Genomic DNA, 25581 nt, shown 5'->3' with positions numbered 1-25581 from the left:
CTTCCTCTGATGCATGAATGAAAAAGGGAAGGCGCTTAGGCCTTCCCTTCGTTGTCACCAGTTGTAACGCACGCCGAAATTGACGCCCCACGGCTGCTCTATCTTGCTGCCGTTGCTGTAGTCGAAGTCGGCGTGTGCTTGCCATTTATCGTCCCAGGCGACTGCCATCCCGACACCCACCTCGCCGCGCGAGCCTGACAGGTCGGTGCCGAAGCGGTTGTCGTTCACTTTCACCTGGTTGTCATTGACGAATTCGTGAACGGCGGCAACCCGCAGGTAAGGTTGCACGCTGCGCCCTTCGCCGGCTGTGAAGGTGCGCCCTACGGTGCTGCCCACTTTGCCCAGCACCGAACGGGTGCGTTCGCTTTCGGCACGCATGCCGTTATCCAGGGTGTAGTCCTTGCCTTGCACCACAAGCCCGGACAACTGCGCGAAGGGTTCGACGAACCAGCCATCTGCCAGGGCCAGTTGGCGCCCCACTTCCAGCGATACGCCGGCACCCAGGGCGGCATAATCGCCCTTGGCCTTGCTGTCGTCGCTCATGCGCACGTCAGCCTGGTTCTTGAACCGGTTGAGCCGAGCCACGGCGTCGAAGTAGTAGCCGCTGTCGGGATCGAGCCAGGTGGCATAAGCGCCGGCATGGTAGCTGTCGACGCTGGCCGACGAGCCCCGGGTGAGGTTGAGGTCGGAGTTGCTGTAGCCAGCCGTGACCCCGACCAGCCAGTTACCGTCGCCGGCAGCCACGGGTGTGTCGGTACCGATCGACAGCCCTTGCTGCTGTTGCTGGTAAGCGGCGCCAGAGGTGCCCGAAACGTTGTACTGGTTGGCGTAGGTGCGTACCCAGCCACCGGCCTTGCGCGGGTCACGGCGCACCTCGCCCATGCGGCTGCGTAAGGTGCCCAGCTCGCCATACCAGATGGTGGGTGCCACATTGGCCAGTGCCATGACCGACTGTGTGCCAGGGCTGACCGTGCGGGTAGCTACGTCCAGGTACCAATCGTTGCTGTCTCGTTGCACCAGGTCGTAGGAATACGCACCCAGGTCCACAGCGCCCCCCGCCAGTGAGAACTGCGCATCGCCCGCGGCGGTGTGCACCACATGAAGGCTGTTGTCGGCAAGCGGGTCATTGCCGCTGGGGCTGATCAGCAACTGATGAGTGCCGCTGGCGGTGCCCGTCACCTCAAGGAAGTCCGACTGAGCGGTGCTGAAGTCTGCTTCCATGATAAAGGTGCCGTTGCCTGCCAGCTTGTCCACCGACAGGGTGAAGAAGTCCCCTGGCCCGCCGAAGCGCACTGCACCTTCATTGAGGGTGAGGTCGCTGGTGCGGCTGTTCTCGATCAGGACCCACTCGGCGCCGCTGTTGATCCCCAGGCTGGCGACGTTATCCAGGCGGCCCGTGAGGGTGGCGCGGTTCTCCAGCAACACGTTCGCGGTGCCGCCGGCGGCCGCGACGATATCGCCGTGCAAGTGGCTGTCATTGACCCGCAGGTTGGCGGAAGCGTCGTCCGCCACCTCCAGCAATACACCATTGCCACCGCTCAAGGTAGCGCCGTTGAGCACGTCGATCTGCGCGGAAGCTGCGAAGCCTGCACCGCGGCCTACCATGATCGCTGGGCCGTTGCGCCCTTCGACCAGGCTGTTGTCCACGACCAGCGTGGAGCCGCCGCGGCCATTGTCCTCAAGGATGCGCGCACCATAGCTGCCACCACTGAGGGTGCTGCCCTCTTTGGCAGTCAGGGTGCCCGCCACCATGCGCACCCCTTCGCTGGCATCATCAGTACCCCTCAGCGCGCTGCGTTGCAGTTCGGCAGTGCTGGCATTGATGGTCGCGCCCTGGACGCCACCCTCGACCACGCTGTCGCTGATCACCGCGGTCGAACCGTTGCTCAAGCCAAGGCCGCGAGTGTTGCTGCTGATGGTGGTACGTTGCACGGTGGCGCTGGCGCTTCTGAGCGACAGGCCAGTGGCGTTGGTTTCGGCGGTGACCTGGCTGTCGGACAGGTTCACGGTGGAGCCTGCCTCGGCGGCGATCTGCAGGGTCGTCGCACCCTCGGCGGTAAGTGTGGCTGGGCCGATTACCCGGTAGCTGTCCAGCGTGCTGCCTGCACCGAGCTGGGTATCGTCGCTGATCAGGGTTTCGCCCCAGGCAGAGGTGGCGAACAGCAGGGGGCCGAACAGCATGAACCCGGCCGCTGGTGAACGGCGGCGGGCAGGGAAGGGAGGGCGACTTGGCATGGGGGCACCATCAAAGTGAATATTTTCCTGTAAGACCCTTCTCTTATTTGTGAGGGACGGATCTGTTAAGCCGCGAGGTTAGTCACGGTTGGTCGCGAAAAATGTAGGAAAACTCCTACTCAATGGATGGAAAATTCGTCACCAGGTAACGGCCCTGGAGGCAGGCCGTTGCTGGTGCAGGATCACGGCCTGGTCAAGTCGCAAGAACCGTTGGTGCCCTGATCGGACATGCTGATCCTGTTCTCGGTTGGTCTGGATACACGGGGGGGGGTGGTGTTGATGACGTAACTCACCTGCGCGCGCCCACCTCGGGGGTTGGCCGTGTAAACGGGCTGGATATGCTGGAGGTAGGGCTCGACCCTCCAGATGAAGCCGTTTTTGATCTGGTCTTCGGTCAATGTCAGGGTTTCCTGCTTCTCCACCCCAGCGATCAGGTCACCGCCCACAGTTTCGTCATACATCAACCAAGACAGCGTTATGGTGGTGTTGTCTGGTAATGCTGAGCCTCTGTGGGCGGGTACCTTAACCCTGATTGCCGGGTCTGCGGTGGGGGCGAGGGGGTCCCAGAGCGACGGGCAGCTCAGCCAGCCTCGGTCGGTAAGGCCATGGAACTCAAGATCGTCCGGCGTCATGTCGATAGCCGTTACATGCACGTACAGAGGGGACGATTCCTGCTCGTTGATTGCTGTGAGGCTGGCACGTACGGTGTAGTGCACGGGCAGTGCCGGGTCGTTGCCTGCACGCTCGATATAGCTCCAGGGAATCGTGACGCTCTTTTCGGTGCCGGTGGCTTGATCTACCACCCAGCGAGCCTCGGTCACCAGGGTGCCTTTCCAGTAGAAGTCCACTACCTGGCCGTTTGCGGCGTCGGGGTATACGTCGAACGTCAGGGTGGCATCTTGGCCACGGTCTGGTAGTGCAATCTCGTTTTCGAGTCCTGTGAAGCTGGTAATCGTTGGCGCAAGCAGGGCGGGGTTGACTGGCCAGGTCGGGTCTGGGTCTGGGCGTTCGGGGCCGGCGACGGAGAAGTCAACATTGAAGTCATCGTCTGCCGGCCCATAAGGGGCATGATGGCGCAGCACTTTGTAGCTGACGTTGGTGGGCACTACCCCGGTGGCTTTACTGTACTCGTCACGCAATACACGGTGGGGAACGAAAATCTTGATCGGGAATGGACCTGAGCCTACCTGCTCTGTGGGAAGGACCGTCGAGCCCCAAGTCACCAAGATTTTGTCATCGTCTTTGCGGTTGGTGTACAGCTCTATTTCGACGGCCACACCTGCGTGAGCATCATCCAAGCTCAGCACGCCATCATCCGTAGCCAAAGGCACTTTCGGTCGCTGTAGGTTGGCAGGCTCCGGCGTGAGTACCACGTCGATCGTGGCCGGCAAACGGATGCGACTGCGGTTGCGTGCTTTGTCGAAGAGGTAGTACACGATATAGAACCTGCCATCGCCCAATAGGCGGATTGAGTCTGCCGGTAAGATGACTTTGAGGTCGTCGGTAACGGCGCCTGCAGCGGCTGGGTTGTCATAATCGGTATCTTCTTCGGACCATTCTTTCAGGTAGAAGACCTGATAAGTGTCACCTGGTGCCCGGTCTTGGTAGTCAGGCAAGTCCAACTCGATGCCTTCTGGGTGGTTGACCAAATAGCGTTCGTTGATGATTTCGTTGGGTGGCAGGAGTGGGGGCGCGGGGTCGTCCCTCCATGGGGCGACGCTGTCACAGATCAACTCGATAGGGAGAGAAACGTATTTATCGCCTAAATGGTCTATGAGTTCATAGCGCAGCCAGAGTTTGCCATTGCGTGGAATGGAGTCTTGGGGGAACTCGAGAATAAGTGGGAAGTCGCCAGGGACAATCGGTGGTTCGAATCTTCTTACCGGGCCAATAGCCACAAAGGTACGCTCGGCGCCGGTCAAGGTAAACAGGTTCCAACCTTTGCCCCACCCCGAGTCGATTATGTTGAACGGGTTGAAGGTTAACGTGAGGGGTACATCCGGGCCTTGTAAGTAGTTGGCGCCAAGTTCCGGCAGCGCGATGGACAAGGTGTATTGCCCGGTGCGGGTGTCTACCCCACTTTCCATAAAGCTCATGAAGTTCAGGGCGTTGGAATGTAATGAAGATTCCGTGCTCATGGTGGAAGTGCTCGCTTTACACGTGGTGAAAGAGGGTGGGCGCACGACCGTAGTGCCCGGGCATATGAGCAGACACTAGTCGAAGTATGCCTCGCTGGCACCTAGCATTTTTGCCAGGTGTGGGGGCTTGAGTGAGGTGATATACCTGTCGCCAATTCCCATGATTGGTTATTGGTCACAGAGGACACTTTCATGAATACGCCAGACAGGCCGGAGGTCGCGCACCTCGACGTGAGGACAAATTCGGTTGATCTGGATGCGCTGGCATCAGGCCCACTAGATACCTGGATAACCTACAGCGGTATCACACCGGGAGATTACGTGAAGATCAACTGGCGGGGCCTGATGGACGATGGCTCCGTTGATGATATTTTCGTTGAGGTTGAGGTGGATGTACTTGACGCTCAGCAGCGCTGGCGGTTCAGGATCGAGTTCGATCGTGTTTTGAAGTTGCGAGGCGGTACGGTGTTCTATTCGTTCCAACTTCTGGATAGCACCGGCGGTTTTTTGGAGGAGTCGAAGCGCAGGCACTTTTACATCAACCGAATGGCCGACGGCCTGTGGGCCTTGCCGGTCGCGCACCTGCAGGATGCCCATGACTTGATCATTGATGTTACTCAACTCAACGATGAGGGCCTGCAACTGGCGACTCCGCCGTATGTCTCCATGGCTGAAGGGGACAAGGTATTCCTGGTGTGGCAGCCTCATTACAACGAGTTCGCGCCTGGCGAGCCGATCGAATTGCTGCATGAAGTCAGCAACGCTGACCTCGGCCAGCCGTTGCTATGGCACTTGGAACGTGGTGATGTCGAAAACTACATGTTCGGCTTCGGGGTTTTGCGCTACCGCATCGAATATACCGATGGCTCGGTAAGCCGTTCGCCTGAGCAACGTTTCGCCATTGTCTGGCCCGATCCAAGTGACCCTCCTGCCACGCCTCTGCTGGCGGCGCCCAGTATTCCGGGGCATGTAGGAGACACGCTCGACCCCGATGGCGATGCTTATAAGGACGGTATCTGGCTGCTGGCCGAGCCTTACCCAGACCTACGCCTGGGCGATTCCCTGATGCTCTATGTAGACGGCCCGGAGGTGAGCCTGCGCAGCGTGCGAGCAGATGTCAGTTCGCTCGACAGCCAACACCTGGCGTTTCATCTGGACCGTGCTTGGCTGCAGAGCGAGGTCAACCGTGGCAAGCAAATTACCTTCAGCTATGAGTACGGACGCCCTGGGGCACAAAAGCGCTCGGAGGGGCTGACCGTGGCCTTGCAGCGCCCCTTGAACCTGCCACTGCCCGTCATCAAACATGCCGTGCCGGAATGGAACGATGAGCCGCATCAGGGCACTGTCCACCCGCGTAACCTCAATGGCGGTGCCGAAGTGCGTATTCCGGCGGATGCAGAGTTGGGTGAGGGGGAGCTGCCGGCACCGCAGGTCAGTATGCACTGGGAGGGGCATGGCAGCACGGGCTCGGTCATCGTGCCACAGCCCGTCTCTGGTGACCTGCGCCTGTTCAGGGTGCCGCGAACGGCCATCGCCGCCAACATGGGCAGGCGCCTTGAGGTCTATTACACCGTTACCAAAACTGGCGAATTGCCCCGCAGCTCACAGAAATTCGACCTGAAGGTGGCCGATTACGGCCAGCAGAGCTACCCGCTCATACAGGTGAAGGGGGTTGAGAACGAGCAACTGTCGTTGGGTGACGTGCCGCCTGGCGGCGCGCTGTGCTCTTTGGGGTCATGGGCATTCATGGCAGAAGGGCACCTGCTGGGGATCGAAGCCGAAGGTGTGCCGAAAAGCCGTAAAAGTGCCAAGCATACCCTGCGCCCGCGCTCAACCGCGGTGAGTGATGACGAGTATTACGATGGCCTTGTTATAGCGCACTTGCCCAAAGCATTCCTTGAAGGGTTGCCAGCCAGCGCCTGAAAGTCCACCAACGGATAGACTCGACGGGCGATATCCAGCCCACTGACGAAGTCCTTGAAAAAGCGCCCGGCAGCCAGCCGCTGGGGCAATCCACCGCCCAGGTCAAGCTCAGTCTCCACACCCTCTTTCAAGTCGGCCTGCACACCTTGCGAGTTGGCTGTCAATGCCAGCTCTTGCTTGACCTGCAACGGATCCAGCAGGTCGTGCATCGCCACACCGAGAAGGCCGTCGGCCTTGTCCATGATAAAGTGCATACCGCCTTCCAGTGCGATGGTTTGCCGCACGTTGGGCGATGAATACGCCGCCTCGATATCCCCTAACCGTGGCGGCCCCATGCGGTAGCCAGTCAGCACGTGGGTAATACCGCTACCCGGCACAGCGATCTCGCCTTCGATATCGCCCAGCGCGCTGCTCTCGCGACTGTAGTGCGCCAGCTCCACAAGGTCGTTGGCCTGCTCGGGACGCATGGCGAACGTGAGGTCCCAATTCATATGGCTGGGTTGCTGCTTCATCCATGCCAGGATGACTGACAGATAGTTACTAGACATGATATGGCCCTGTTCAACTGATGTGCTGTAAGGCATTCGTGTGATTGAACGTTGTTCAGCTACTTGCGTGTGAGACGCCTTGCGGCCCGCTCGAGCGTTCCATAGGCCCCCGGGTGCTCAACCAAGGGCAACGGCAGTACAATGAAACCGTCATAATTGAGGGGGATGGGGATGAAGTTCCCCGAGCCTGGCGGGAACTCCACCTCCGCCTGCGTCTGCAAGTTGCACCGGACCACACAGAACGGAGCATCTGACGTAACGGCTTGATAATAGGGATTGCCGTCTTCGTCTTTGCCGATCTGGCCTGGGCCATGGACCACTGTCAGTTCACCCGGAATAGCAGCACCGCCGCTAAATAACTGCAGCCATGCCCTGCCCAACTTCACATCGTGCTTTGACATGATCACTGTGGTGGGAGGTTTAAGTTTGCTATTTGTGATCAGGCACACCGAACGGCGTACACCGGTGCTGTTGCTGACCTCTACCTCCTCAAGCACAAATGCCTTGCCCTGCAGGTCTGGGCCAGGTATGTAGGTGTTGGTGGCACCGGATGCATGAGCGAGGGAGCCATGAGGTTGCGCGCCCAGAATTCTCCAGCTCAATTCGCCCTCGGACACATGACCGGCCTTGAGGGTCACCCCTTCATCCCCAACCTGGCAAAGCTCCACCAGTGGGCTCACACTGAGCGCGTTTTTCACCACGGTGACCAACGCGGAACTGGAGAAACCTGTGGCTGGCGCGGTGGCGGTGATGCGCACACGGGTAAAGTCGCCTCGGATACCACTGGCACCGGGAGCCAGGTAAAGTCCATTAGTAACGCGGTCGAAATTACCCGCATCGTCAGCAGAGCCTTCCACTGACTCGACGGACCACTCGATCTTCTGTTGCGCAGGCACGACAGAGAGCTGTAGCTTGTCCCCCTGGACCATGACTTTTTCGAGTGGCGAGACGGTAAACGTAGTCAATTTCGGGTTGACGCTACCGAAGCTCACCACGTCGCGAGGCAAGTAAAGATCACGCCCCGTGATGGCACCGCCGAAGTTAAGCTGGATCGTTTTCTCCACCACCTCATTAATATACAAATCGGTGGCAAAGTCTTTTGCGAGTGCGGCCCGCAACAGAGGGATAGACGTGCCACGTACAACATTTTCCACTGCCGCGTACACACTTTTCCTCATCCAAACAGCGTGTTTTTCACTGGTACCAAATTGATTACCCTCCGCCGGAGGCACTGGCCAGCCTCTCTCAAGATTATACAAATCCCATTTATTCGGAAAATCAATGTTGATGTCTGCCAACTTCAACATACCGCCTTGCTGATCATCAATATTCCAAGTAATTTTTATAATTAATCGAGACTCCGCCGACCACCCCCCCAGCATATAGCTCGGGTGCGTTCCTGGGTTCCAAGGGTCCGCATACCCCCAAGAATCCCAATACCGGGTTACCTCAACATCCAGCCAAGCCGTTTTATCAAACTCCAAGACCGCCTGACCATTAGCAATATGAATTTTCAGATTTCCCGCCAACGGCATCGTCCCCGCTGGCACCCGCATATTCATCTCACTGAAAAACTGCCCATAACCGCCAGCGGCGTAGTCACCTTCAAAAAATGCGCTATCGGCTCCACCTGAAAAATTTAGTTGCCCATCCGTGAATGTTGCGGTTGCCGCGCCATCATTCGCGTACTCAACATTGAATTCTGCCGCCTCGAAAAGGGTACGCGGTATATTCCGAAGAATAGTTGCGAGCGCAACCCTATTTTTTCCAAACATCACCGTCGCGGAATATTCACTGCTGTCGCTAGGTATCAAATAACGATAGTCTTTCCCAGGTGTGGACGCTTTTTCGAGACTGCTACCGACCATGTGAATCGTCCCCAGCAACGCCCCGTCCGTATCTGCTTCCCCCTCAATATCCATCGGCGAACTCGCTATTAAAGGATTGCGCTGGGTATACAATTGAAACGACTTCGGCCGCAGCAAGTCATCATCACCGTGCTCGATATGCCCCAGTGACCAGACGCGTTTTTCATCCGGCAACGCTCTGAACAACGCTTTAAAAAAGTCGCCACCCAACTCTCGAATACGCCTGGAATCGGAAAACGTCATGACAAAATCGTCACTATTGCGCAGGTCCAAGGTCAACGCGCCGCCGTCATCGACATGCCCCGGCGCCTCACTCAACTGCAGATTCAAACGCAACTCTGGGCCCACCAAAGGTTCGATCCGATCAATACGCTGGGGGTACCAGTTGGCGCCAGCCTGCTTCAACCCTACCTGATTGCCGCCCACCATCTTCATACGCAGGCTGGCGCGGGAGCTGGTAATATCGGTGTTATCAAAAGACAGCCTAGGGTGATCCAGAATAAAATTCTGCATGAACACCTTATAACCATTGTCTGGCTTGGTCTCACCATTCACCGGCGGCAGGTACGAACTGGTCTTGAAGCGCCTGATATACTCTTGAGTCAGCAGCCTGTCTGCCTTGGCTTTATCAATTGCAAAAACAGAGTCATTGCCCAGCAGTCGATCACCCGTCTCCAACCACTTCAGCAAGCTCGCCTTGGAATTAGTCGACATGATTCACCTCGCGCAAGAATTGGATTTCAATCAATCAATTCGATATCGACGGAACGAAAGTCCCGCCAGGTTTCGCCATCATCAAAACTGGCAGACACCGTCAACCTGAACTTACTGTTCCGTAGCAATACTTCGTTGGTTCGCTGGGAAAGCAGCGCGGGTAACGAAGTGTTCCACAGTTACACGGGGTATTTATTCCAGAACCAGGGGGAGGCGGAACCGGAGAAAGTGTCTTTCGACGGTGGCATGGCAGCGGTGTTGGGGCGAGTGGACTTCGAGCGGCCGGTGGCGACGGAATATGAGGCCAGCTTGCTGGTGATTGCAAACTTCCGCAATTGGAATCGCTCATTGAGCAATGCACGTGGTCTTGAAGCATTTACCAAGATGTCCAAAGCGTTACGTGTGCAGTTACGTGACGCACGGGGCAATTTGCACCTGGTTCAAATTGATTATCTGCCAGCCGACACCATCGGTGACCGGAATGTGCTGGTACACAGTGTCCCTTCGCGTCCATTTGCAGAAAACAGTACGACGATTCGCTTGACTGACCAAAGTGCAGGGGGTTGTGATGAAAACTAATAATCACGTGTTGAACATGCTGGTTGCGGGCCTTCTTGTTGGCGGCTGTGCTGGGCAAACGGTGCAGGCAAGTGGAACGCAGGCCGCACCAGTCATAAGGTTCGCGCAAGATGTGGTAAACGATGAGCCGGTCGGCACGCACTGTTCTACAGGAGTGCCGGCTGCAGGGGCGGATGCCAAGCAGTTCAAGATGGATGGCTGTGGCAACGACGTGGCGACATACGTTAAATTCGAGAACGTCCCCTCCAGTACCATTGTGACACTGATCTCTGAGAAGTCATGTGATGAGAGCGGGGCGCGTTGGTGGTTCAATGTTCGAACTTTTAAGCATCCCACCACTTCGAAATGGGTTGATATTCGTGAACTTAAGGACATTCCCAATACAGTTATCGTGCCGGGCGTCATGAGGACGACAGGTCATTATAATTACGGAAATATTAAAGGAAAGTTGTCTTGTGCGGTTATTCGTTCTCCTCATGAGTGAATAAAAAGGTTTGATTTTGGCTTGAGGGCTACTTAAGATGAGTGCATCAACTTCCGTTCATTCCAATGCTTTTAATTTTTCCTCTTACATCGAATCGGGTGTCGACTCGCGCACAGGCCAATACACGGTGTCCATCAAGCTGCCCGAGTTGAAAGGTAACGACCTGCAGGGGCCGGACTTCAACCTGGGTTTGTTCTACAGCCCCTTGAACGTTGAAGACTCGGGCTTTGGCAAGGGCTGGAACCTGCAACTCACCCAAGTGCGCAACAATACAGTGACGTTGCGCAGCGGCGAAACGTACAAGATTACCGGTGTGCCCACGGACGACGACCCTCTGGTAATGAAAGAGCAGAAACTCAGGCAGTTCGACCTCTACCATGAACCACCAGGCCAGAATGGGGCCAAGCGTTACCGCGTTGAACACCGTTCTGGCCTGGTCGAAGTGCTGGAGACCATGGGCCCTCAGCAGGCACAGGTCTCTCTGCCCATCGAGTTGCATTCGCCCCTTGGGCCTGTGCTCTACCTGAAATACGAGCCGACGCTGGCTAACCATATGCGCTTGCGCACTGTTACCGACGGCACTGAGGAAATCCTCAGCCTCGAGCGGCAAGGCAACAGCCGGGTCGATATTCTCTGTTACCCCTATGGTGGCGATGGTGGCGGCCCGCTTGCTCGTTACGTGATGACCCTGAGCCAAAGTGATAACCGAGTCAGTGAGATCATCCTGCCCACCCCCAACCAGGCTCGTTGGCGTTTTACCTATAGTGACGTGCGCGGTTTCTTGTGCTTGAACGAGGTCAAGACCCCGTACGGGGGGCGCGAGAGCATCTTTTACGAGGACTCGGGGCATGAATTTCCATCCAGCGCGCGGCGTGTCAATCTGCCCCGGGTAACCCGCCATGAAACCTCGCCGCGTTTCGAACAGCCGACGATGGTGGTGAAGTATGAATACCCTGGCGTAAACAATTTCGTCGGGGGCGGCAGTACGATTCCCTGGGATGACGAAGGGCTGGATAATCTCTACAAGGTGGGGAAGGAATATTCCTACCAGACGCGCGAGATACAAGGGGCGAATAACGATCGAACGATCACGCGCACGTTCAATCGTTTTCACTTGCTGGTGGCCCAACAGACCTCTCAAGGTGAGAATACCCTGGATGTCATCACTACCTACGGTGAAACTGACGGCTCTTTCGACCAGCAGCCGCCTGCCTTCCAGCTTCCGATCGAGGTAATCAGCCGTTGGACCGGGCCCTTCAAAGAGCCCGGCAAGGATCCAGTGGTAAGACAGCGGTTGGAAAAGCAGGTCACCAGCTACGATAATCAGGGAAATGTGCTGACCCGCCTGGAACCCAACCAGGTGCTTGAAACCAATGTCTGGTACAGCGCCGAGGAGGAAGGCAAGCCACACGGTTTCGTGCGCCATTTGAAATCCCGAACCGTACGGCCCGCCCCCAATGGGCAAGGGGCCGCGCCCACCCTGACCCAGCTCTATGCATATAAGCCGCTGGCGCCGCGGGGCAGCTATCTGACGCAACCCTGGTGGCTGGTGGAAAGTGAGAGCATTTTCGAGGCGGGCGGCAAGCCTGATGATTTCATCGAAAAAATCAGTTTCGAATACTATGACGCGTTAACCGCACCCACTTACCAGTACGGACGAGTCAGTACCAGAACCGTGAGTTACCACGGGTCCGAGGCTTACGATACGGTCACCCGTTACGCCTACAGTACACCCGTAGCGAAGGCCGTGTTGCAGACCACCGAGACGCTCGAGGGTTTCGATGGGCAAACCAAGGTCATCACCCTGGAGCACGACCTCCAGACCGGTGAGACGGTGCTCAACCGTGACGACAACAACGTCGAGATTCGTTACGAATTTGACGCGCTGCGTAGAGTAACGCGTGAGACCGTTGCTCCGGGCACGGACTTCGAGGCGTACCGGCGTTACACGTACCACCTGTGCGCTTATGACAATGAACAGGCCCAGCAATGGGCGTACGACGTCAAGGGGGTCGAGACCAGCACGTACTTCGACGGGCTCAGCCGGGCAATTCTAGAAACACGTGAAGACCATGACAGCAAGACGTTCGCGGGGGGCTCGAGGCCGATCTACCGTGCGAAGTACGATCAGCTGGGCCAGTTGAGCGAGGAAACCGAAATCGACTGGCTGGGTGACCAACTGCTGGAGTTGACCAGCACTTACGCCTACGACGACTGGGGCCAGCAGCGGTCCGTCACTGGCCCCGAAGGGGTGACGGAGGTCGAGGAAGTCAGCCAGGTGCAGAGCCCCAATGGCCCGGTTCAGCACAACTGGCGTGAACGTGATGGAATACGGCTCAGCGGTATCACGCAGACATGGCACAACCTGTTTGAAAAGCCAGCGCAAATCGAGCGTTTTGCCCTTGATGGTACGACGAGCATCAGTCTGCAGGTCAATAGCTACGACGGGCTTGGACGGCTTAGCAAGGAGGCCAAGGGCAGCGGCACCGGCCAACGGATCGACGAGTATGTATATGACGCCTTCGACCGTTTGCTCGTCCACACATTGGCTGACCGTAATAATCGGGTTTATCGCACGTATGCCAAGCACAGCCGCAACGACCTGCCAGTCAGCATCAAGGTGGGCACCACCGAAGCGATCGCCAAGTTATTGGGCGAGCAGGCGTTCGATGGCCTGGAGCGGCGTATCAGCGCCACGACCGGTGGGCGCCTGCAAACCTTCGAGTACGACCCGGGTGAGCGGCAGCCGCGCTGGGTGACGGCCCCAGATGGCAGGAAGATCGAATACACCTACGTCCCCGTACTGGGCGAGGAGCCCACAACGCGTGTGCTCAGCGGAAAGCCCGCTTCTTACATATACGATCCCAAGAATGCCAAGCTGACCCATTGTGAAGAACCAGGGGACGCCAGAAACCCCGGGCATAGCATGGACCGCACCTATTTCCTCAGTAACGGCGAGGTCAAGACCGAAACGCGTATTCTGGAGGGTGAAACCTTCAGCATGACCTATGACTACAGCTACCGTCGGCGGATGCGCGCTTATCTGGACGTGCAGGGTCAGAACCAGGTCTATGAATACGATGATTTTGGGCGCCTGGAAAGCACCACGCTGAGTAAACCTGTGCCCACCCCTTCCCGTTACCGAGTGCGCCGCAAGCCGCTGGCTGATCAGATACTCTTGTCGGCATCGTTCACCTACGACGATCTTGGGCGTATGGAAAGTACCACCACCCAGGATGTCACTACCGGTCAGCAATTGACCACACGGCTTGAATACGACGAGTTCGACCGGGAAACGCTGCGCACCTTCGACTTTGGCGACATTCTGCAAACGCTGGAGCAGGGGTATGACGAGTTCGATTGCCTGACGCACCGGATACTCAAAGAGCGCCTCAAGGATGCAGACGAAGAGGATGCCAAGCTGTTGCGCCATGAAAAATACGCGTACGACCGGCGCGGTCGGCTGCAGCGTTATGACTGCACCGGCCCTGAGGCGCCGTTCGATCCTTCCGGCAATCGCATCGAATGGCAGACGTTCGGTTTCGATGGCTTGGACAACATCACCTCGGTCATTACCAAGAGCCCAGGGGGAACACCGCAGCGGACACTGTACGAGTTCAAGAATGTCGACCCGGCGCAATTGAGCAGGATCGTTCCGCCGGCCGCGCCCGCTATCGACTTGTATTATGACGCCAATGGCAACCTGATCAGCGATGAGCAGAAACGCGTGCTGGTGTACGACGAGCTCAACCGCCTGATCAGTGTCGAAACCCAGCAAGGGGAGGCCTGTCGTTACCACTATGACCCTGAAAACATCCTGTCGGGTACCACACAGGCTTAGCCGGGGTATCCAGGTGAAACCAGGCCGGCCAGAGGGGCCGGCCTCTTTACCTGCTAGCGGTAGCGGATGGTGAAGTTCAATGCGCCCTTGGCCAAGCCAGCACGCAGGTTGCTGCTTGGTTCTGTTTGGTAGAAGCGCGCCTCGAAATTCAAGGGCACGGTGCCATCTTGCACCGACCTCAGCCCAATTTCGGTATTCAATGGCATCGGCTGGCCGTTGTGAAGCATCTGGATTCCCATCCCTCGGGCGTCGGAATCGCTGGTCAGGCTGAACACATGCTCACCGACAGGCCCAATGGGTTGTGAGCCATCTCGTCCCTCAAGTTCGATGGTCGCAAGGGTTTCGTTGTCCGGGTCGGGGTCGACCTGGCAACTGCTCAGGCGGATCTGGAACGGCGTAGCGGTGGTGGTGAAACCGGGGCCGGTGAAGTCGCTGGTGCTCCATTCACCGAGCTTCACCGGGTTGGCGCTGACCGCGTCGCTGAGGACCTCGCACTGGCTCTGAATGATCGTTGCCCTGAGGGTGTACTCCATTACCTGGCCCATACCTTGGAAGTCGAGGTGGCCGGTAATCAGTTGGCCATCCAGCTGGTGGACGCCAGGGGCCAGGTCGCCGGTCTTCACCAAGGTAACCTCATGAGCAAAGCTGAGCAGCGCAACGCCACCTAGCGGCGTTGTATCGTAATAGGCCGCGAAAGGGACCAGTGGTGGGTTGCGGCCAATCGGGATCCACTGTTCGGTGCCTCCCAGAAAGGGGCGCCGTACCTTTACGATTGCACCCAAACCCGGAATGTTGGTCCTGAGAACGTGACCGTCCATATTTTGGCCATCAATGGGAGCCATTGGAGGGTGGATGCCACGGGCTGCTTTCATGTCGAAGTTCATGCGCACACCGTAGGTGAAACACCTCAGGCTCAGTTTATTCTGGTCGATTGTTTGCTCGTAGGAGTCAGCGGGGCCGATTAGCGTGCCGACCCGCGCGTCCCGTGGAACGTACAACGTACCCATGTCGCGGACGAATACCTTAAGCAAGTTGCTCTTGAGCGGCCCGAATTCGCAGCGGGTGTCCGCGTTGGCCATGGCCTCGGCCGCCGGCCATGTCATTGCGGCCAGCAATGCCAGGCGCAAGGTTGTTTTGATGTTTTTCATAGATGTCCTGGAGCTCCCAGCGCGGCAGAATGCGAGGGCCGCGCTGCGAGCTTGGTCGCTAAATACAGGGCAGGGTTTGCAGGCGATAGCCGTCAACGGCCGGCGTGGCTTGTGAGTCGATGGCCAGCTGGCAGCTGTTGTCCGGCCGGTCGCCCCAGCTCACCTGCAACGGGCGATCGGAGGCCTGATGCGTGAGCATTACTTGGCCGGCTTGGCCTACCATGCCAAGCAGTTCGCCTTGCTGGTCTTTTACCTGGGCCCCGAAAGGCAGTGGCTGGCCACTGGCGTCGTGCAGGGTCAGGACCATCCGCGAGACATGGCGTGCTTCGAAGCGGCTTTTCACGATCGCGCCTCGGCGGGGGACCACCTGTGCTGCGCCGTTTTCGATCTCCACGTCAGGCCCCAGCCGGTCGATATCCAGTACAACCGCGTTGGTCCTGTAGGGTTGCAGGTAAGGCAGCAGCGCATACCCACGCGCGTTGGTGCGCGTGCCGGGTACGTTGTGCAGGCCCACATCGGCCACACCCGGCACTTCGATCAGGGCCGCGGTATCTCCCAAGTAGGGGCCGAACTCGACGCCGTCGGCATGCAGCAGCACGGCCCCACTGGCATTCAACGACAGATTGCGATAGTCCTCAGCTTCGGTAAAACCACCCGCCAACGTTGCATAGGGGGCCTGATAGCCAAGCGACAGTGCCGCAGTCCGGCGATTGCTTTCGTCCTCGCTCAGGCTGGCGCTGTAGCTCAGCGCTCGGTCGGCGATGCCGCCACCGAGGGAGGCGCGTTTGCTAAGGCCCCGGGCATTGTGTTGCATATCGAAGGTGGCATTGGCGCGGTGCCCGAACTGCAACGGCAACGATACGCTCAAGCCGAATTGACGATCGCTACCATATCGGTCGGTCAACGACTGAGAGGCAAACAGGTTGTAGTTTACGCCGCGGTGATGCGTGCTGAAGTTGAACTGGTATTGACGCTGGGTATCGCTGCGCTGCCAGTAATCCTGCTGAGACAGGGTAAGGGTGAGCGAGCTGTTCTTGCCCATGCTCTGGTGGACCGATGCCTCCAGGCGGCTGCGGCTGCTGCCGGTATACCCTGATGCCTGGCTGCGCTGGCGCACGGCTTCATCGAAGTCGCGGTAACCCTCAGTCGAATAACGGTAGCCGGCAAATCGCAGATTGGTCTGGCTGGTGAAGGCTTTACCGTATTTCAGGGCATAACTCGTACCCTGTACGTCACGCTCATGTGGGGTGTCTACGTCGCTGAACGACTGCGTCAAATCGAAAGCCAAGGCACCCAGGCTACCCAGATCCTTACTGATGCCCAGGCTGCCCGCCCGGTAGTAGTCGCTGGCCATCAACCCGCCGTAGAGCGTCGTGTTCCAGTGGCTGCCCATGGCCAAGGTGCCTTGCCAGAGCAAAGGGGTGTCTACATCACTGGAAGGGTTATAGCGCCCAACCGTCGCACTGTAACGCCAAACACCCGGCCTCAGCAGGTTGCTGATGGTCGAAAAGGGCTGAATGAAGCGCCGGACCTGGCCATCTGACTCGGTCAGAACAATTTCCAGTTCGCCGCTGCCCGAAGTACTGAGGTCGTCAATGGCGTAAGGGCCAGCGCTGACATACGTGGAATAAATCGAATAGCCGTTCTGCCAGACCTCAAGCTTCGCTCGGCTCTGCGCGACACCACGGATGACAGGGGCATAGCCCCGTTGATTGTCGCCGAGCATGCTCATGTCCGATGCCACGCGTATGCCAGAGATAGGAATGCCACGGAATATATCGCTGTCGGTGAATGTTTCCCCGACTGTTAGGTTGGCGCGGGTCCCGGGGATATCGCGTTGCGCGTAAGTCTGGGCCCTGGTCCATTCACGGTTACCCTGTTGGTCCTGACGCCAGGACTGAGTGCTGCGCAAGCGCCATTCGCCAAGGTTGACGCCGCTGTTCAAGTGCAGGTCGTCACTGCTGTAATTGCCCGTGTAACGGCTGCGGCCTTGCAGGGTTGAGGCTTGATAGCTGACGAAGGCAGCGTTGATACCGCTGTCCCAGTGCGCGGGGTCGACCTGGCCGCTGGCGTCTCGGCGCATGGCGATTTGCGGAATCGAAATGGCCACCCGCAATTCGCTGGCCCTGAAGTCGATTTGCGCGCCGGGCACAACAGCCTTCAGATCCAGACAGGCGCGATGCTGATCCTCGATGTTGGCCAGTGCATCAAGTCGCAAACCCCATTCACCCAGCAACTTGGCGGGCAGGCAAGGTTGCAGCTCACCCTCGGCGGTAGGCTGGAAATCCAGTTCGTGCTCGCCCTGTGGTTCAAGGTTGACGTGCACGCTCACCCGGTAGAGGCCTGGTGCAAGGTCCTGGTCGCGGGTCAACATGCCCAATGACCAGGCGCCTACGTCTTCGGACTGGCCCGGCACCTGGCGGAGAAAGCCGCTCTGGAAGCCGGTCTCCGCTTTAACAGTGGGCACCAGTATCAATGCCGAGCTACCTAGCAGGCACAGCAATGCGCCGCGCTGATGGCGTGACGCACGCCAGCGTGATAAGGGGAGGAACATCATGACGATTCCTTGCGACTTGCGTGGTGGCTGGCTCTAGTTAGGCAGGTGGATCGGCAGCGTCAGAGGTTCGGTGTAACCGCCATAGTCATTGATGACGGAAAACTGTGCCTGCAAGCCTGGAGCTGGCTTGATTCCCGTGAGCGGGTAGGCATGCTCGGCGAAGGGTTCCAGCATGTCGGTGTTGTTCAAGGTGTGCTGCTGCCCCTGGCCGCTGACCTCGAATGGAACAGCCGTGGTGGTGTCATCCGCGACGGTATTGATCCAGGTTTGTACCGCGTACGTACTCTTGGACGGGTTTTTCACGATGACGGACGTGCTTCGCTTATCGCCATTGAAAACAATGCGGGTATTATTCAATGTCAAAGCGGCCTGGCTGATGGCAGGAGCGGCGAGCATGCTTATGGCCAGGGAAATACAAGCGGCAAAACGTAAGCCAGCCGTGAATCTGAGTGGATTGATCATAACGGTTACCCATTGCACCCAGGCGTATCATTAACGCCTGGATGGTTTAGCGAGGTGCGCAAGGCACCGGGTGACACGCGTTGCTTACTTATAAGCAACCGAATAGCGGACGTGAGCCGATGCTAGACCTGCGGTTACGGTAGCGGCGGTGGAGCGGTAGTAGGCATCAAACCTCAGGTCGGTGGGCCCAGTTTGGTTGAGTGCATAGTCAACCGACGTTCCGCCAGGCGCGATCGATGCATTGCTGCTGTCGCGGATCACGATCGAGACACCCGTGGCGGCGCCGCTCACAGGGTTGACCTTGAAGTAGCTTCCGCTGCCGTCCGGATCACCGTTAAAGGTGACATTCGCATTGTTTTCGGTAATGCCGCAGCTAGCTTTAGGCGGTACGCGGACGGCAAAAGTGGCACCACGTACTTCGGTGCCGGCGGCGCCACCGAAGCTGCCCATCGGGACGTCACCCATTGCAACCCGATTGTCCACGCTACCATCGCCTGGGTTAACAATTTCGATCGGGCATGTTTCAGCAGTGATGGTGCCTTCGAAGAAAACGGAACTGGCGAAGGCGGAGCTGCCCATCAAGCTGGCAAAGAGGCCTAGGGGGAGTGCGATTAGTTTGCGTTTCATACTGTGGCTCATGGTTGAAGGGGTTAGTGAGGGTGAGGAAATTGCACGAAGCGTGCCTGTAACGCCTCGACGCAAATACTAACGGCCATGAGTTTTGCAGGATGTAGGAATAAGCTAATTGATTGTGGGATTTTTAACGGAGCGCCTTGATGCAAAGCAAGGCGCTGGGGAGGGGGTTTCAGCTTAGTGCGTACTGCCTTTGTCAGTTTGACTCAGTAGTTGCTTTTCCAAGTGCCAGTCGAATGGCTCACCCTCTTGCTCAGCTTCATGGCGGCGCTCTTCCAGTTGCTGGTAGAGGTCGAGTTCATCGTCGGGCATGAAGTGCAGGCAATCACCACCAAAGAACCACAACAAATCGCGCGGCACGAGGTGAGCAATTTGCGGATAACGCTGGATCACTTGGCAGAGCAGGTCCTGGCCGAGGTACTGGCTTTCCAGCGGGTTCTGGGGCAGCAGGGTGAGCAGTTCGTCGAAACGCTCGAGGAATAGGGCGTGGCTTTCTTCCGGCACCTGCTCGGCTTCACCGAGGGCAGCCAGGATGGTGCGCAGGTGTTGCAGCAGTTGCAGGTGATACTCCAGGTGCGGGTTGGCCATGAAAGGGTCCTCGGTGTGTCTGAAAAACGGGGCCGGAGTATACGCTGGCAGGGACCGCTGTGCGGCCCCTTTTGCGCGAGCGTTCAACGTACCTTGCCAGGTGTAGGCCCCAGCTGCTCCTTATCGAAAGCATCGACATCGATCACTGCGCGCCGAGCCTGTTCGGCGGCATGAAGGCGCTGTGCCTCAGCAGGCTGCAGTGCGCCAGCCTCGACAGCAGCATCGATAGCCGATTGCCCAGCGGCAGGTTTTACCTTGCCGTCCTTCAGGGCCTGATGCAGTGCCTTGTGCAAAGGTGCGGCGTCATCCAGCAAGTCGCTCGCACGCTGCAGCGCAGCGACCGGATCACCCTCAGCTTGTGGTCGATAACACCCAGCCAGCAGTTCTTCCAGCGCCGGGTCGCCCTTTTGCCGGCCAATCAGATCCGCCACTTCGGCGTCCAGTTCATCGCTGGGGCCGGTGTGGCAGCGGCCGAAGGGGAAGACCAGTACGCGCAGGGCGCAGCCGACGAAGCGGTTGGGGAAGTTGTCGAGAAGCCGGTCGAGCGCCTGCTCGGCCTTGCCCAGGCTCTCTTCCATGGCCCAGCGCAGAAGAGGTTGCATGTGCTCCGGCGAGCCGAGGTCGTGATACCGCTTGAGTGCCGCGCTGGACAGATACAGGTAGCTCAGCACGTCACCCAGGCGAGCGCTCAGGCGCTCGCGGCGCTTGAGTGCACCGCCCAACAGCATCATCGACAAATCTGCCAGCAGAGCAAACGCTGCAGCCTGGCGATTCAAGGCACGGAAATAGCCCTGGCTCAAGGCATCGCCTGGCACCCGTTCGAGGCGCCCCAGCCCCAGGCCGAGCACGATGGTGCTGGCGGCGTTGCCGGCAGCGAACATGATGTGCTTCATCAGCAGCTCATCGAACTCGACCAGCGCCTGCTCACGGTCTTCGCGGCCGGCCAGCGCCATTTCCTTGAGCACGAACGGGTGACAGCGAATGGCGCCTTGGCCAAAGATCATCAGGTTGCGCGAGAGGATGTTGGCCCCCTCGACGGTGATGAAGATCGGCGCACCCTGCCAATTGCGCCCCAGGTAGTTGTTCGGGCCCATGATGATGCCCTTGCCGCCGTGCACGTCCATGGCGTGCTGGATGCACTCGCGGCCACGTTCGGTCAGGTGATACTTGAGGATCGCCGACAGCACCGAAGGTTTTTCACCCAGGTCGACGGCGTTGGCGGTGAGCAGGCGGGCGCTGTCCATCAACCAGGCATTGCCACCGATACGTGCCAGCGACTCCTGGATGCCCTCGAAGGCTGCCAGCGGCACGTTGAACTGTTCGCGGATATTGGCGTACTGGCCCGTCACCAGGCTGGTGTACTTGGCGGCACCAGTGCCCACTGCTGGCAGCGAGATGGAGCGGCCCACCGACAGGCAGTTCATCAGCATCATCCAGCCCTTGCCGAGCATGGCCTGGCCGCCGATCAGCATGTCTAGGGGCACGAACACGTCCTTGCCGCTGTTGGGGCCGTTCATGAAGGCGGCGCCGAGCGGCAGGTGGCGCTTGCCGATCTCCACGCCCGGGGTGTCGGTAGGAATCAGCGCCAGGCTGATACCCAAGTCCTCTTCGTCGCCCAGCAAGTGCTCCGGGTCGTAGGCCTTGAACGCCAGGCCGAGCAGGGTCGCGACCGGGCCGAGGGTGATATAGCGTTTTTCCCAGTTCAGGCGCAGCCCGATGACTTCTTCGCCTTGCCAATGGCCTTTGCAGATGATGCCGGTATCCGGCATGGCGCCGGCATCCGAGCCCGCCAGTGGGCCGGTCAGGGCGAAGCAGGGGATCTCGTCGCCGCGTGCCAGGCGCGGCAGGTAGTGGCTGCGTTGTTCATCGGTGCCGTAGTGCAGCAGCAGTTCGGCCGGGCCGAGCGAGTTGGGCACCATCACCGTCGAGGCCAGGTCGCCGCTGCGGGTGGCCAGTTTCATTGCAACCTGCGAGTGGGCGTAGGCCGAGAAGCCCTTGCCGCCGTATTCCTTGGGGATGATCAGGGCGAAGAAGCCCTGCGCTTTGATGTGCGCCCAGGCTTCAGGGGGCAGGTCCATGTCCTGGCCGATCTGCCAGTCGCTGACCATGGCGCACAGTTCTTCAGTGGGGCCGTCGATGAAGGCCTGTTCTTCTTCAGTCAGTTTCGGTGCCGGGTAGGCCAGCAAGGTGCGCCAGTCGGGGCGGCCGCTGAACAGTTCGCCATCCCACCAGACGGTGCCGGCGTCGATGGCTTCGCGCTCGGTCTGCGACATGGGCGGCAGGGTACGCTGGAACCACTTGAACACTGGGCCGGTGAACACCTTGCGCCGCCATTCCGGCAGGGCCACCAAGGCGATTTTCACGGCCAGCACGACCCACAGCAGGGCCAGCAGCCAGCCGGGTGCGCTGCTGAAAATACCCATCAGCAGCACGTAGGCTGCCATGATGCCCAGTATCTGCAAGGGCGCCAGGCGCCGGTGCGTGAGGTATGCCGCGCCGATCACCAGTACCACCAACCACAACAGCAACATAATCGGTCCTCCTTGGAACCAAGGGCTTGAGCCGTCCCAGACAGCTTAGACGCAACGCTGTGAACGGCCTGTTCAGAACAGTGACAGGGTGTGGCGGTGGGAGTTTCAGATCATTGTTGGCCTGTGCCGGCCCTTTCGCGGGCAAGCCCGCTCCCACAGGGATACCGTTGGTTTGAAGATTGTGGTGATTCCTGTGGGAGCGGGCTTGCCCGCGAAGAGGCCAGTACAGGCAATAAAACTCTGGAGTAGACTGTTCACCCTCTGCATTCCATAAGGACGTTGCCATGCTGAAGATCTGGGGCCGCAAGAATTCGAGCAATGTGCGCAAGGCGCTGTGGATCGCCCACGAGTTGGGCCTTGATTTCGAATCCATCGACGCCGGCGGCGCCTTCGGCGTGGTCAACGAGCCGCATTACCGCGCCCGCAACCCCAACGGCCTGGTGCCGATGCTCGAAGACGTCGACCTGACGCTGTGGGAGTCCAACACCATCGTTCGCTACCTGTGCGCCGAGTACGGCGCCGAGCAGGGCTGGTACCTGGAAGACCCGCGCCAGCGCGCCTTGGCCGACAAGTGGATGGACTGGACCACCTCGTCCTTCGCCACCCCCTTCCGCCCGCTGTTCTGGGGCCTGCTGCGCACGCCAGAAGACCAGCGCGACTGGGTCGCGATCAACGCCGCGCACAAGCAGTGCGCGCAATTGCTGGCCATCGCCGACGAAACCCTGGCCCAGCAGCCGTACCTGTCCGGTGACCAGATCGGCATGGGCGACATCCCACTGGGTAGCTTCATCTACGCCTGGTTCAAAATGCCTATCGAGCGCCCGGCCATGTACCACCTGGAGGCCTGGTATGCGCGCCTGAAGCAGCGCCCGGCCTACCAGGCGGCCGTGATGACCGCGCTGACTTGAACCTGCCTCGATAGTCATTATCAATACATGTGACTGTACTTGTGTGGCCGGGCCTTGCACCATGGCCGCACTCACTGCGCCAGTGACTTTGCCTGGCGTGTCCTGAACCTTTTTTCTCGGTAAATGGCCCGCTATGAGTTCCGCCCTGTCCATTCGACAGCTGACCAAGACCTACGGTAATGGCTTCCAGGCCCTCAAGGGCATCGACCTGGACGTTGCCGAAGGCGACTTCTTCGCCTTGCTCGGCCCCAACGGCGCCGGCAAATCCACCACCATCGGTATTCTTTCGACCCTGGTCAACAAGACCAGCGGCACGGTGAACGTATTCGGCCACGACCTGGACCGCGAGCCTTCGGCGCTCAAGCGCTGCCTGGGCGTGGTGCCGCAAGAGTTCAACTTCAACCAGTTCGAGAAGGTCTTCGACATCGTCGTCACCCAGGCAGGCTACTACGGCATCCCGCCAAAGCTTGCCAAGGAGCGCGCCGAGCAGTACCTCACCCAGCTGGGGCTGTGGGACAAGCGTGACGTGCCTTCCCGCTCGTTGTCGGGTGGCATGAAGCGCCGCCTGATGATCGCCCGTGCCTTGATCCACGAACCGCGCCTGCTGATCCTCGACGAGCCCACCGCGGGTGTGGACATCGAGCTGCGCCGTTCGATGTGGAGCTTCCTCACCGAGCTCAACCAGAAGGGCATCACCATCATCCTCACCACCCACTACCTGGAAGAGGCCGAGCAGCTGTGCCGCAACATCGGCATCATCGACCACGGCACCATCGTCGAGAACACCAGCATGCGCCAGCTGCTGGGCAAGCTGCACGTCGAGACCTTCGTCCTCGACATCAAGCAGGACCTGGCCTCGCCGCCTGTGCTGCAAGGCTACCCGTGCCGGCTGCTGACCCCGCACACCCTGGAAGTGCAGGTGGAGAAGGACATCGGCATTACCGCACTGTTCGGCCAGCTGGCGCTGCAGAACATCGAGGTGCAAAGCCTGCGAAACAAGACCAATCGACTTGAGGAGCTGTTCGTGTCCCTGGTGGAAAAAAACCTGTCGAAGGTGGCCGTATGAGTGTGGAACTGCGCACCAACTGGGTCGCCCTGAACACCATCGTCTACCGCGAAGTACGGCGCTTTTTGCGCATCTGGCCGCAGACCCTGCTGCCGCCAGCGATCACCATGGTTTTATACTTCGTCATCTTCGGTAACCTGATCGGCCGGCAGATCGGCGACATGGGCGGCTTCACCTACATGCAGTACATCGTGCCGGGGCTGATCATGATGTCGGTGATCACCAACTCCTACGGTAACGTGGTGTCGAGCTTCTTCGGCAGCAAGTTCCAGCGCTCCATCGAGGAGCTGATGGTGTCCCCGGTGTCGCCACACACCATTCTTGTGGGGTATGTGCTGGGTGGCGTGCTGCGTGGCTTGGCGGTCGGGGTGATCGTCACCATCCTGTCGATGTTCTTCACCGACCTGCAGGTGCATCACCTGGGTGTGACCGTGGTCGTGGTACTGCTGACGGCCACCATCTTCTCGTTACTGGGCTTCGTCAACGCGGTGTTCGCGCGCAACTTCGACGATATCTCGATCATCCCGACCTTCGTGCTGACGCCGCTGACTTACCTGGGCGGGGTGTTCTACTCGATCAACCTGCTGCCGCCGTTCTGGCAGACCGTGTCACTGGCCAACCCGGTGCTGCACATGGTCAACTCGTTCCGCTACGGCATCCTAGGGGTGTCGGATATCAGTATCGGGACGGCGATCACCTTTATGTTGGTGGCTACCGCAGTGCTGTACACCCTGTGCATCCGCCTGCTGGTCAGCGGCCGCGGCATGCGCGCCTGAGCCTTTGAGTTTGCGCCGGCGCCACTGCCGGCCCACCCACCAACGCCAGTACAGCAAGGTGCTGAAGTAGGCGAGGATGCCCAGCACCACGCCACACACCACCGAGCCGAGCAGGAAGGGTTGCCACAGGGTCGACAGCTGGTCGGTGATCCATTCGAAGGTGAGGTCGTCGGGCAGCGTGCGCGGCGGTATCTGCAGCAGCCAGGCGCCGGTCATGTAGGTGACGAAGAACACCGGTGGCATGGTCAGCGGGTTGGTCAGCCACACCAGGCTGACCGCGATCGGCAGGTTGCCGCGCACCGGGATCGCCAGCGCAGCGGCCAGCAGCATCTGCATGGGGATGGGGATAAGCGCCGCGAACAGGCCCACACCCATGGCCCGGGCCACCGAGTGCCGGTTCAGGTGCCAGAGGTTCGGGTCGTGCAGCAACGTGCCGAAAAAGCGTAAGGACTTGTGTTCCCGAATGCTGGTCGGATCCGGCATGTAGCGTTTGAAAAGTCGGCGCGGCATGTAGGCTCCCGGGGCGTTGATCGGGGCAGTATGCCTTGATTCCTTAACGGCCTCGTTTAGAGTTTGTGACAA

General features: G+C 59.1%; 17 protein-coding genes and 1 pseudogene. 7 read left to right on the top strand and 11 right to left on the bottom strand.

The window, feature by feature from the left end; genetic code table 11:
* Window positions 1-54: 54 nt before the first annotated feature.
* Together QOS90_RS21645 and QOS90_RS27690 are read right to left on the bottom strand one after the other, a co-directional pair.
* On the bottom strand, window positions 55-2235 hold the full coding sequence (locus tag QOS90_RS21645) for an autotransporter outer membrane beta-barrel domain-containing protein (protein WP_085273704.1): 2181 nt from the start codon (window positions 2233-2235) through the stop codon (window positions 55-57).
* A 1928-nt stretch (window positions 2236-4163) separates the two neighbouring features.
* Window positions 4164-4373: pseudogene (locus tag QOS90_RS27690) on the bottom strand (hypothetical protein); the annotation flags it as partial.
* Window positions 4374-4565: 192 nt separating this feature from the next.
* Between QOS90_RS27690 and QOS90_RS21635 the strand changes: the two are divergent.
* On the top strand, window positions 4566-6296 hold the full coding sequence (locus QOS90_RS21635) for a hypothetical protein (RefSeq protein WP_143491081.1): 1731 nt from the start codon (window positions 4566-4568) through the stop codon (window positions 6294-6296).
* Here the strand turns inward: QOS90_RS21635 and QOS90_RS21630 are convergent.
* Both QOS90_RS21630 and QOS90_RS21625 read right to left on the bottom strand, forming a co-directional pair.
* Window positions 6230-6844, bottom strand: coding sequence for a hypothetical protein (locus QOS90_RS21630; RefSeq protein WP_085273701.1), 615 nt, complete (start codon window positions 6842-6844; stop codon window positions 6230-6232). The two genes, QOS90_RS21635 and QOS90_RS21630, sit on opposite strands and share 67 nt — an antisense overlap.
* Window positions 6845-6903: 59 nt before the next feature.
* Window positions 6904-9426 carry a hypothetical protein gene (locus QOS90_RS21625; protein ID WP_085273700.1) on the bottom strand — a complete coding sequence of 841 codons (2523 nt, stop codon included), beginning with the start codon at window positions 9424-9426 and terminating at the stop codon, window positions 6904-6906.
* 135 nt (window positions 9427-9561) lie between these two features.
* Here QOS90_RS21625 and QOS90_RS21620 point away from each other — a divergent pair, with 135 nt between their 5' ends.
* From QOS90_RS21620 to QOS90_RS21610, 3 genes are read left to right on the top strand one after another with little or no spacing between them, the layout of a single operon-like run.
* Window positions 9562-10005: a hypothetical protein gene (locus QOS90_RS21620; RefSeq protein WP_143491080.1), complete on the top strand. Its 444-nt coding sequence runs from the start codon at window positions 9562-9564 to the stop codon at window positions 10003-10005.
* Window positions 9995-10489, top strand: coding sequence for a hypothetical protein (locus QOS90_RS21615; RefSeq protein ID WP_143491079.1), 495 nt, complete (start codon window positions 9995-9997; stop codon window positions 10487-10489). The genes QOS90_RS21620 and QOS90_RS21615 overlap by 11 nt, the downstream gene beginning before the upstream one ends.
* A gap of 37 nt (window positions 10490-10526) precedes the next feature.
* Entirely contained in the window at window positions 10527-14330 is a 3804-nt protein-coding gene (locus QOS90_RS21610; RefSeq protein ID WP_085273698.1) for an RHS repeat domain-containing protein, read from the top strand.
* Window positions 14331-14383: 53 nt separating this feature from the next.
* Here QOS90_RS21610 and QOS90_RS21605 read toward each other — a convergent pair whose 3' ends face one another.
* The 6 genes from QOS90_RS21605 to QOS90_RS21580 all read right to left on the bottom strand — a co-directional run bounded on the left by QOS90_RS21605 (window position 14384) and on the right by QOS90_RS21580 (window position 22249).
* Entirely contained in the window at window positions 14384-15478 is a 1095-nt protein-coding gene (locus tag QOS90_RS21605) for a fimbrial protein (protein ID WP_085273697.1), read from the bottom strand.
* A 58-nt stretch (window positions 15479-15536) separates the two neighbouring features.
* Window positions 15537-18032 carry a fimbria/pilus outer membrane usher protein gene (locus QOS90_RS21600; protein WP_085273755.1) on the bottom strand — a complete coding sequence of 832 codons (2496 nt, stop codon included), beginning with the start codon at window positions 18030-18032 and terminating at the stop codon, window positions 15537-15539.
* Window positions 18033-18068: 36 nt separating this feature from the next.
* Window positions 18069-18497, bottom strand: a complete 429-nt coding sequence (locus QOS90_RS21595; RefSeq protein ID WP_159455783.1) for a fimbrial biogenesis chaperone — start codon at window positions 18495-18497, stop codon at window positions 18069-18071.
* Between the two features lie 84 nt (window positions 18498-18581).
* A complete protein-coding gene (locus QOS90_RS21590) occupies window positions 18582-19124 on the bottom strand; it encodes a fimbrial protein (RefSeq protein ID WP_085273695.1) in 543 nt (180 codons plus the stop codon).
* A 183-nt stretch (window positions 19125-19307) separates the two neighbouring features.
* Window positions 19308-19718, bottom strand: a complete 411-nt coding sequence (locus QOS90_RS21585; protein WP_027596061.1) for a PA2817 family protein — start codon at window positions 19716-19718, stop codon at window positions 19308-19310.
* Window positions 19719-19801: 83 nt separating this feature from the next.
* On the bottom strand, window positions 19802-22249 hold the full coding sequence (locus tag QOS90_RS21580) for an acyl-CoA dehydrogenase (RefSeq protein WP_085273694.1): 2448 nt from the start codon (window positions 22247-22249) through the stop codon (window positions 19802-19804).
* Window positions 22250-22533: 284 nt separating this feature from the next.
* On the opposite strand from QOS90_RS21580, the gene QOS90_RS21575 reads away from it, so the two are divergent.
* The 3 genes from QOS90_RS21575 to QOS90_RS21565 all read left to right on the top strand — a co-directional run bounded on the left by QOS90_RS21575 (window position 22534) and on the right by QOS90_RS21565 (window position 24999).
* The gene (locus QOS90_RS21575; protein WP_027596063.1) at window positions 22534-23157 is read left to right on the top strand and encodes a glutathione S-transferase; all 624 of its coding nucleotides are present in this window, start codon (window positions 22534-22536) and stop codon (window positions 23155-23157) included.
* Window positions 23158-23290: 133 nt separating this feature from the next.
* A complete protein-coding gene (locus tag QOS90_RS21570) occupies window positions 23291-24223 on the top strand; it encodes an ABC transporter ATP-binding protein (protein ID WP_027596064.1) in 933 nt (310 codons plus the stop codon).
* On the top strand, window positions 24220-24999 hold the full coding sequence (locus QOS90_RS21565) for an ABC transporter permease (protein ID WP_016500910.1): 780 nt from the start codon (window positions 24220-24222) through the stop codon (window positions 24997-24999). The genes QOS90_RS21570 and QOS90_RS21565 overlap by 4 nt, the downstream gene beginning before the upstream one ends.
* Here the strand turns inward: QOS90_RS21565 and QOS90_RS21560 are convergent.
* Complete coding sequence (locus QOS90_RS21560; protein ID WP_143491078.1) at window positions 24883-25509, bottom strand: DUF2062 domain-containing protein; 627 nt, start codon at window positions 25507-25509, stop codon at window positions 24883-24885. The genes QOS90_RS21565 and QOS90_RS21560 overlap by 117 nt on opposite strands.
* Window positions 25510-25581 lie beyond the last annotated feature (72 nt).

The sequence above is a fragment of the Pseudomonas sp. LAIL14HWK12:I10 genome (assembly GCF_900184205.1).
In the GTDB taxonomy this organism is placed as follows: domain Bacteria; phylum Pseudomonadota; class Gammaproteobacteria; order Pseudomonadales; family Pseudomonadaceae; genus Aquipseudomonas; species Aquipseudomonas kermanshahensis.
Note: the sequence above shows the minus strand (reverse complement) of the source record. Positions and strands in the feature narration are given on the sequence as shown.

Excerpts from the sequence above, each read along its gene's own strand:
- QOS90_RS21645 (WP_085273704.1), bottom strand. The coding sequence starts at position 2,235 with ATGCCAAGTCGCCCTCCCTTCCCTGCCCGCCGCCGTTCACCAGCGGCC.
- QOS90_RS21635 (WP_143491081.1), top strand. The coding sequence starts at position 4,566 with ATGAATACGCCAGACAGGCCGGAGGTCGCGCACCTCGACGTGAGGACA.
- QOS90_RS21630 (WP_085273701.1), bottom strand. The coding sequence starts at position 6,844 with ATGTCTAGTAACTATCTGTCAGTCATCCTGGCATGGATGAAGCAGCAA.
- QOS90_RS21625 (WP_085273700.1), bottom strand. The coding sequence starts at position 9,426 with ATGTCGACTAATTCCAAGGCGAGCTTGCTGAAGTGGTTGGAGACGGGT.
- QOS90_RS21615 (WP_143491079.1), top strand. The coding sequence starts at position 9,995 with ATGAAAACTAATAATCACGTGTTGAACATGCTGGTTGCGGGCCTTCTT.
- QOS90_RS21610 (WP_085273698.1), top strand. The coding sequence starts at position 10,527 with ATGAGTGCATCAACTTCCGTTCATTCCAATGCTTTTAATTTTTCCTCT.
- QOS90_RS21605 (WP_085273697.1), bottom strand. The coding sequence starts at position 15,478 with ATGAAAAACATCAAAACAACCTTGCGCCTGGCATTGCTGGCCGCAATG.
- QOS90_RS21600 (WP_085273755.1), bottom strand. The coding sequence starts at position 18,032 with ATGTTCCTCCCCTTATCACGCTGGCGTGCGTCACGCCATCAGCGCGGC.
- QOS90_RS21595 (WP_159455783.1), bottom strand. The coding sequence starts at position 18,497 with ATGATCAATCCACTCAGATTCACGGCTGGCTTACGTTTTGCCGCTTGT.
- QOS90_RS21590 (WP_085273695.1), bottom strand. The coding sequence starts at position 19,124 with ATGAAACGCAAACTAATCGCACTCCCCCTAGGCCTCTTTGCCAGCTTG.
- QOS90_RS21585 (WP_027596061.1), bottom strand. The coding sequence starts at position 19,718 with ATGGCCAACCCGCACCTGGAGTATCACCTGCAACTGCTGCAACACCTG.
- QOS90_RS21580 (WP_085273694.1), bottom strand. The coding sequence starts at position 22,249 with ATGTTGCTGTTGTGGTTGGTGGTACTGGTGATCGGCGCGGCATACCTC.
- QOS90_RS21575 (WP_027596063.1), top strand. The coding sequence starts at position 22,534 with ATGCTGAAGATCTGGGGCCGCAAGAATTCGAGCAATGTGCGCAAGGCG.
- QOS90_RS21570 (WP_027596064.1), top strand. The coding sequence starts at position 23,291 with ATGAGTTCCGCCCTGTCCATTCGACAGCTGACCAAGACCTACGGTAAT.
- QOS90_RS21565 (WP_016500910.1), top strand. The coding sequence starts at position 24,220 with ATGAGTGTGGAACTGCGCACCAACTGGGTCGCCCTGAACACCATCGTC.
- QOS90_RS21560 (WP_143491078.1), bottom strand. The coding sequence starts at position 25,509 with ATGCCGCGCCGACTTTTCAAACGCTACATGCCGGATCCGACCAGCATT.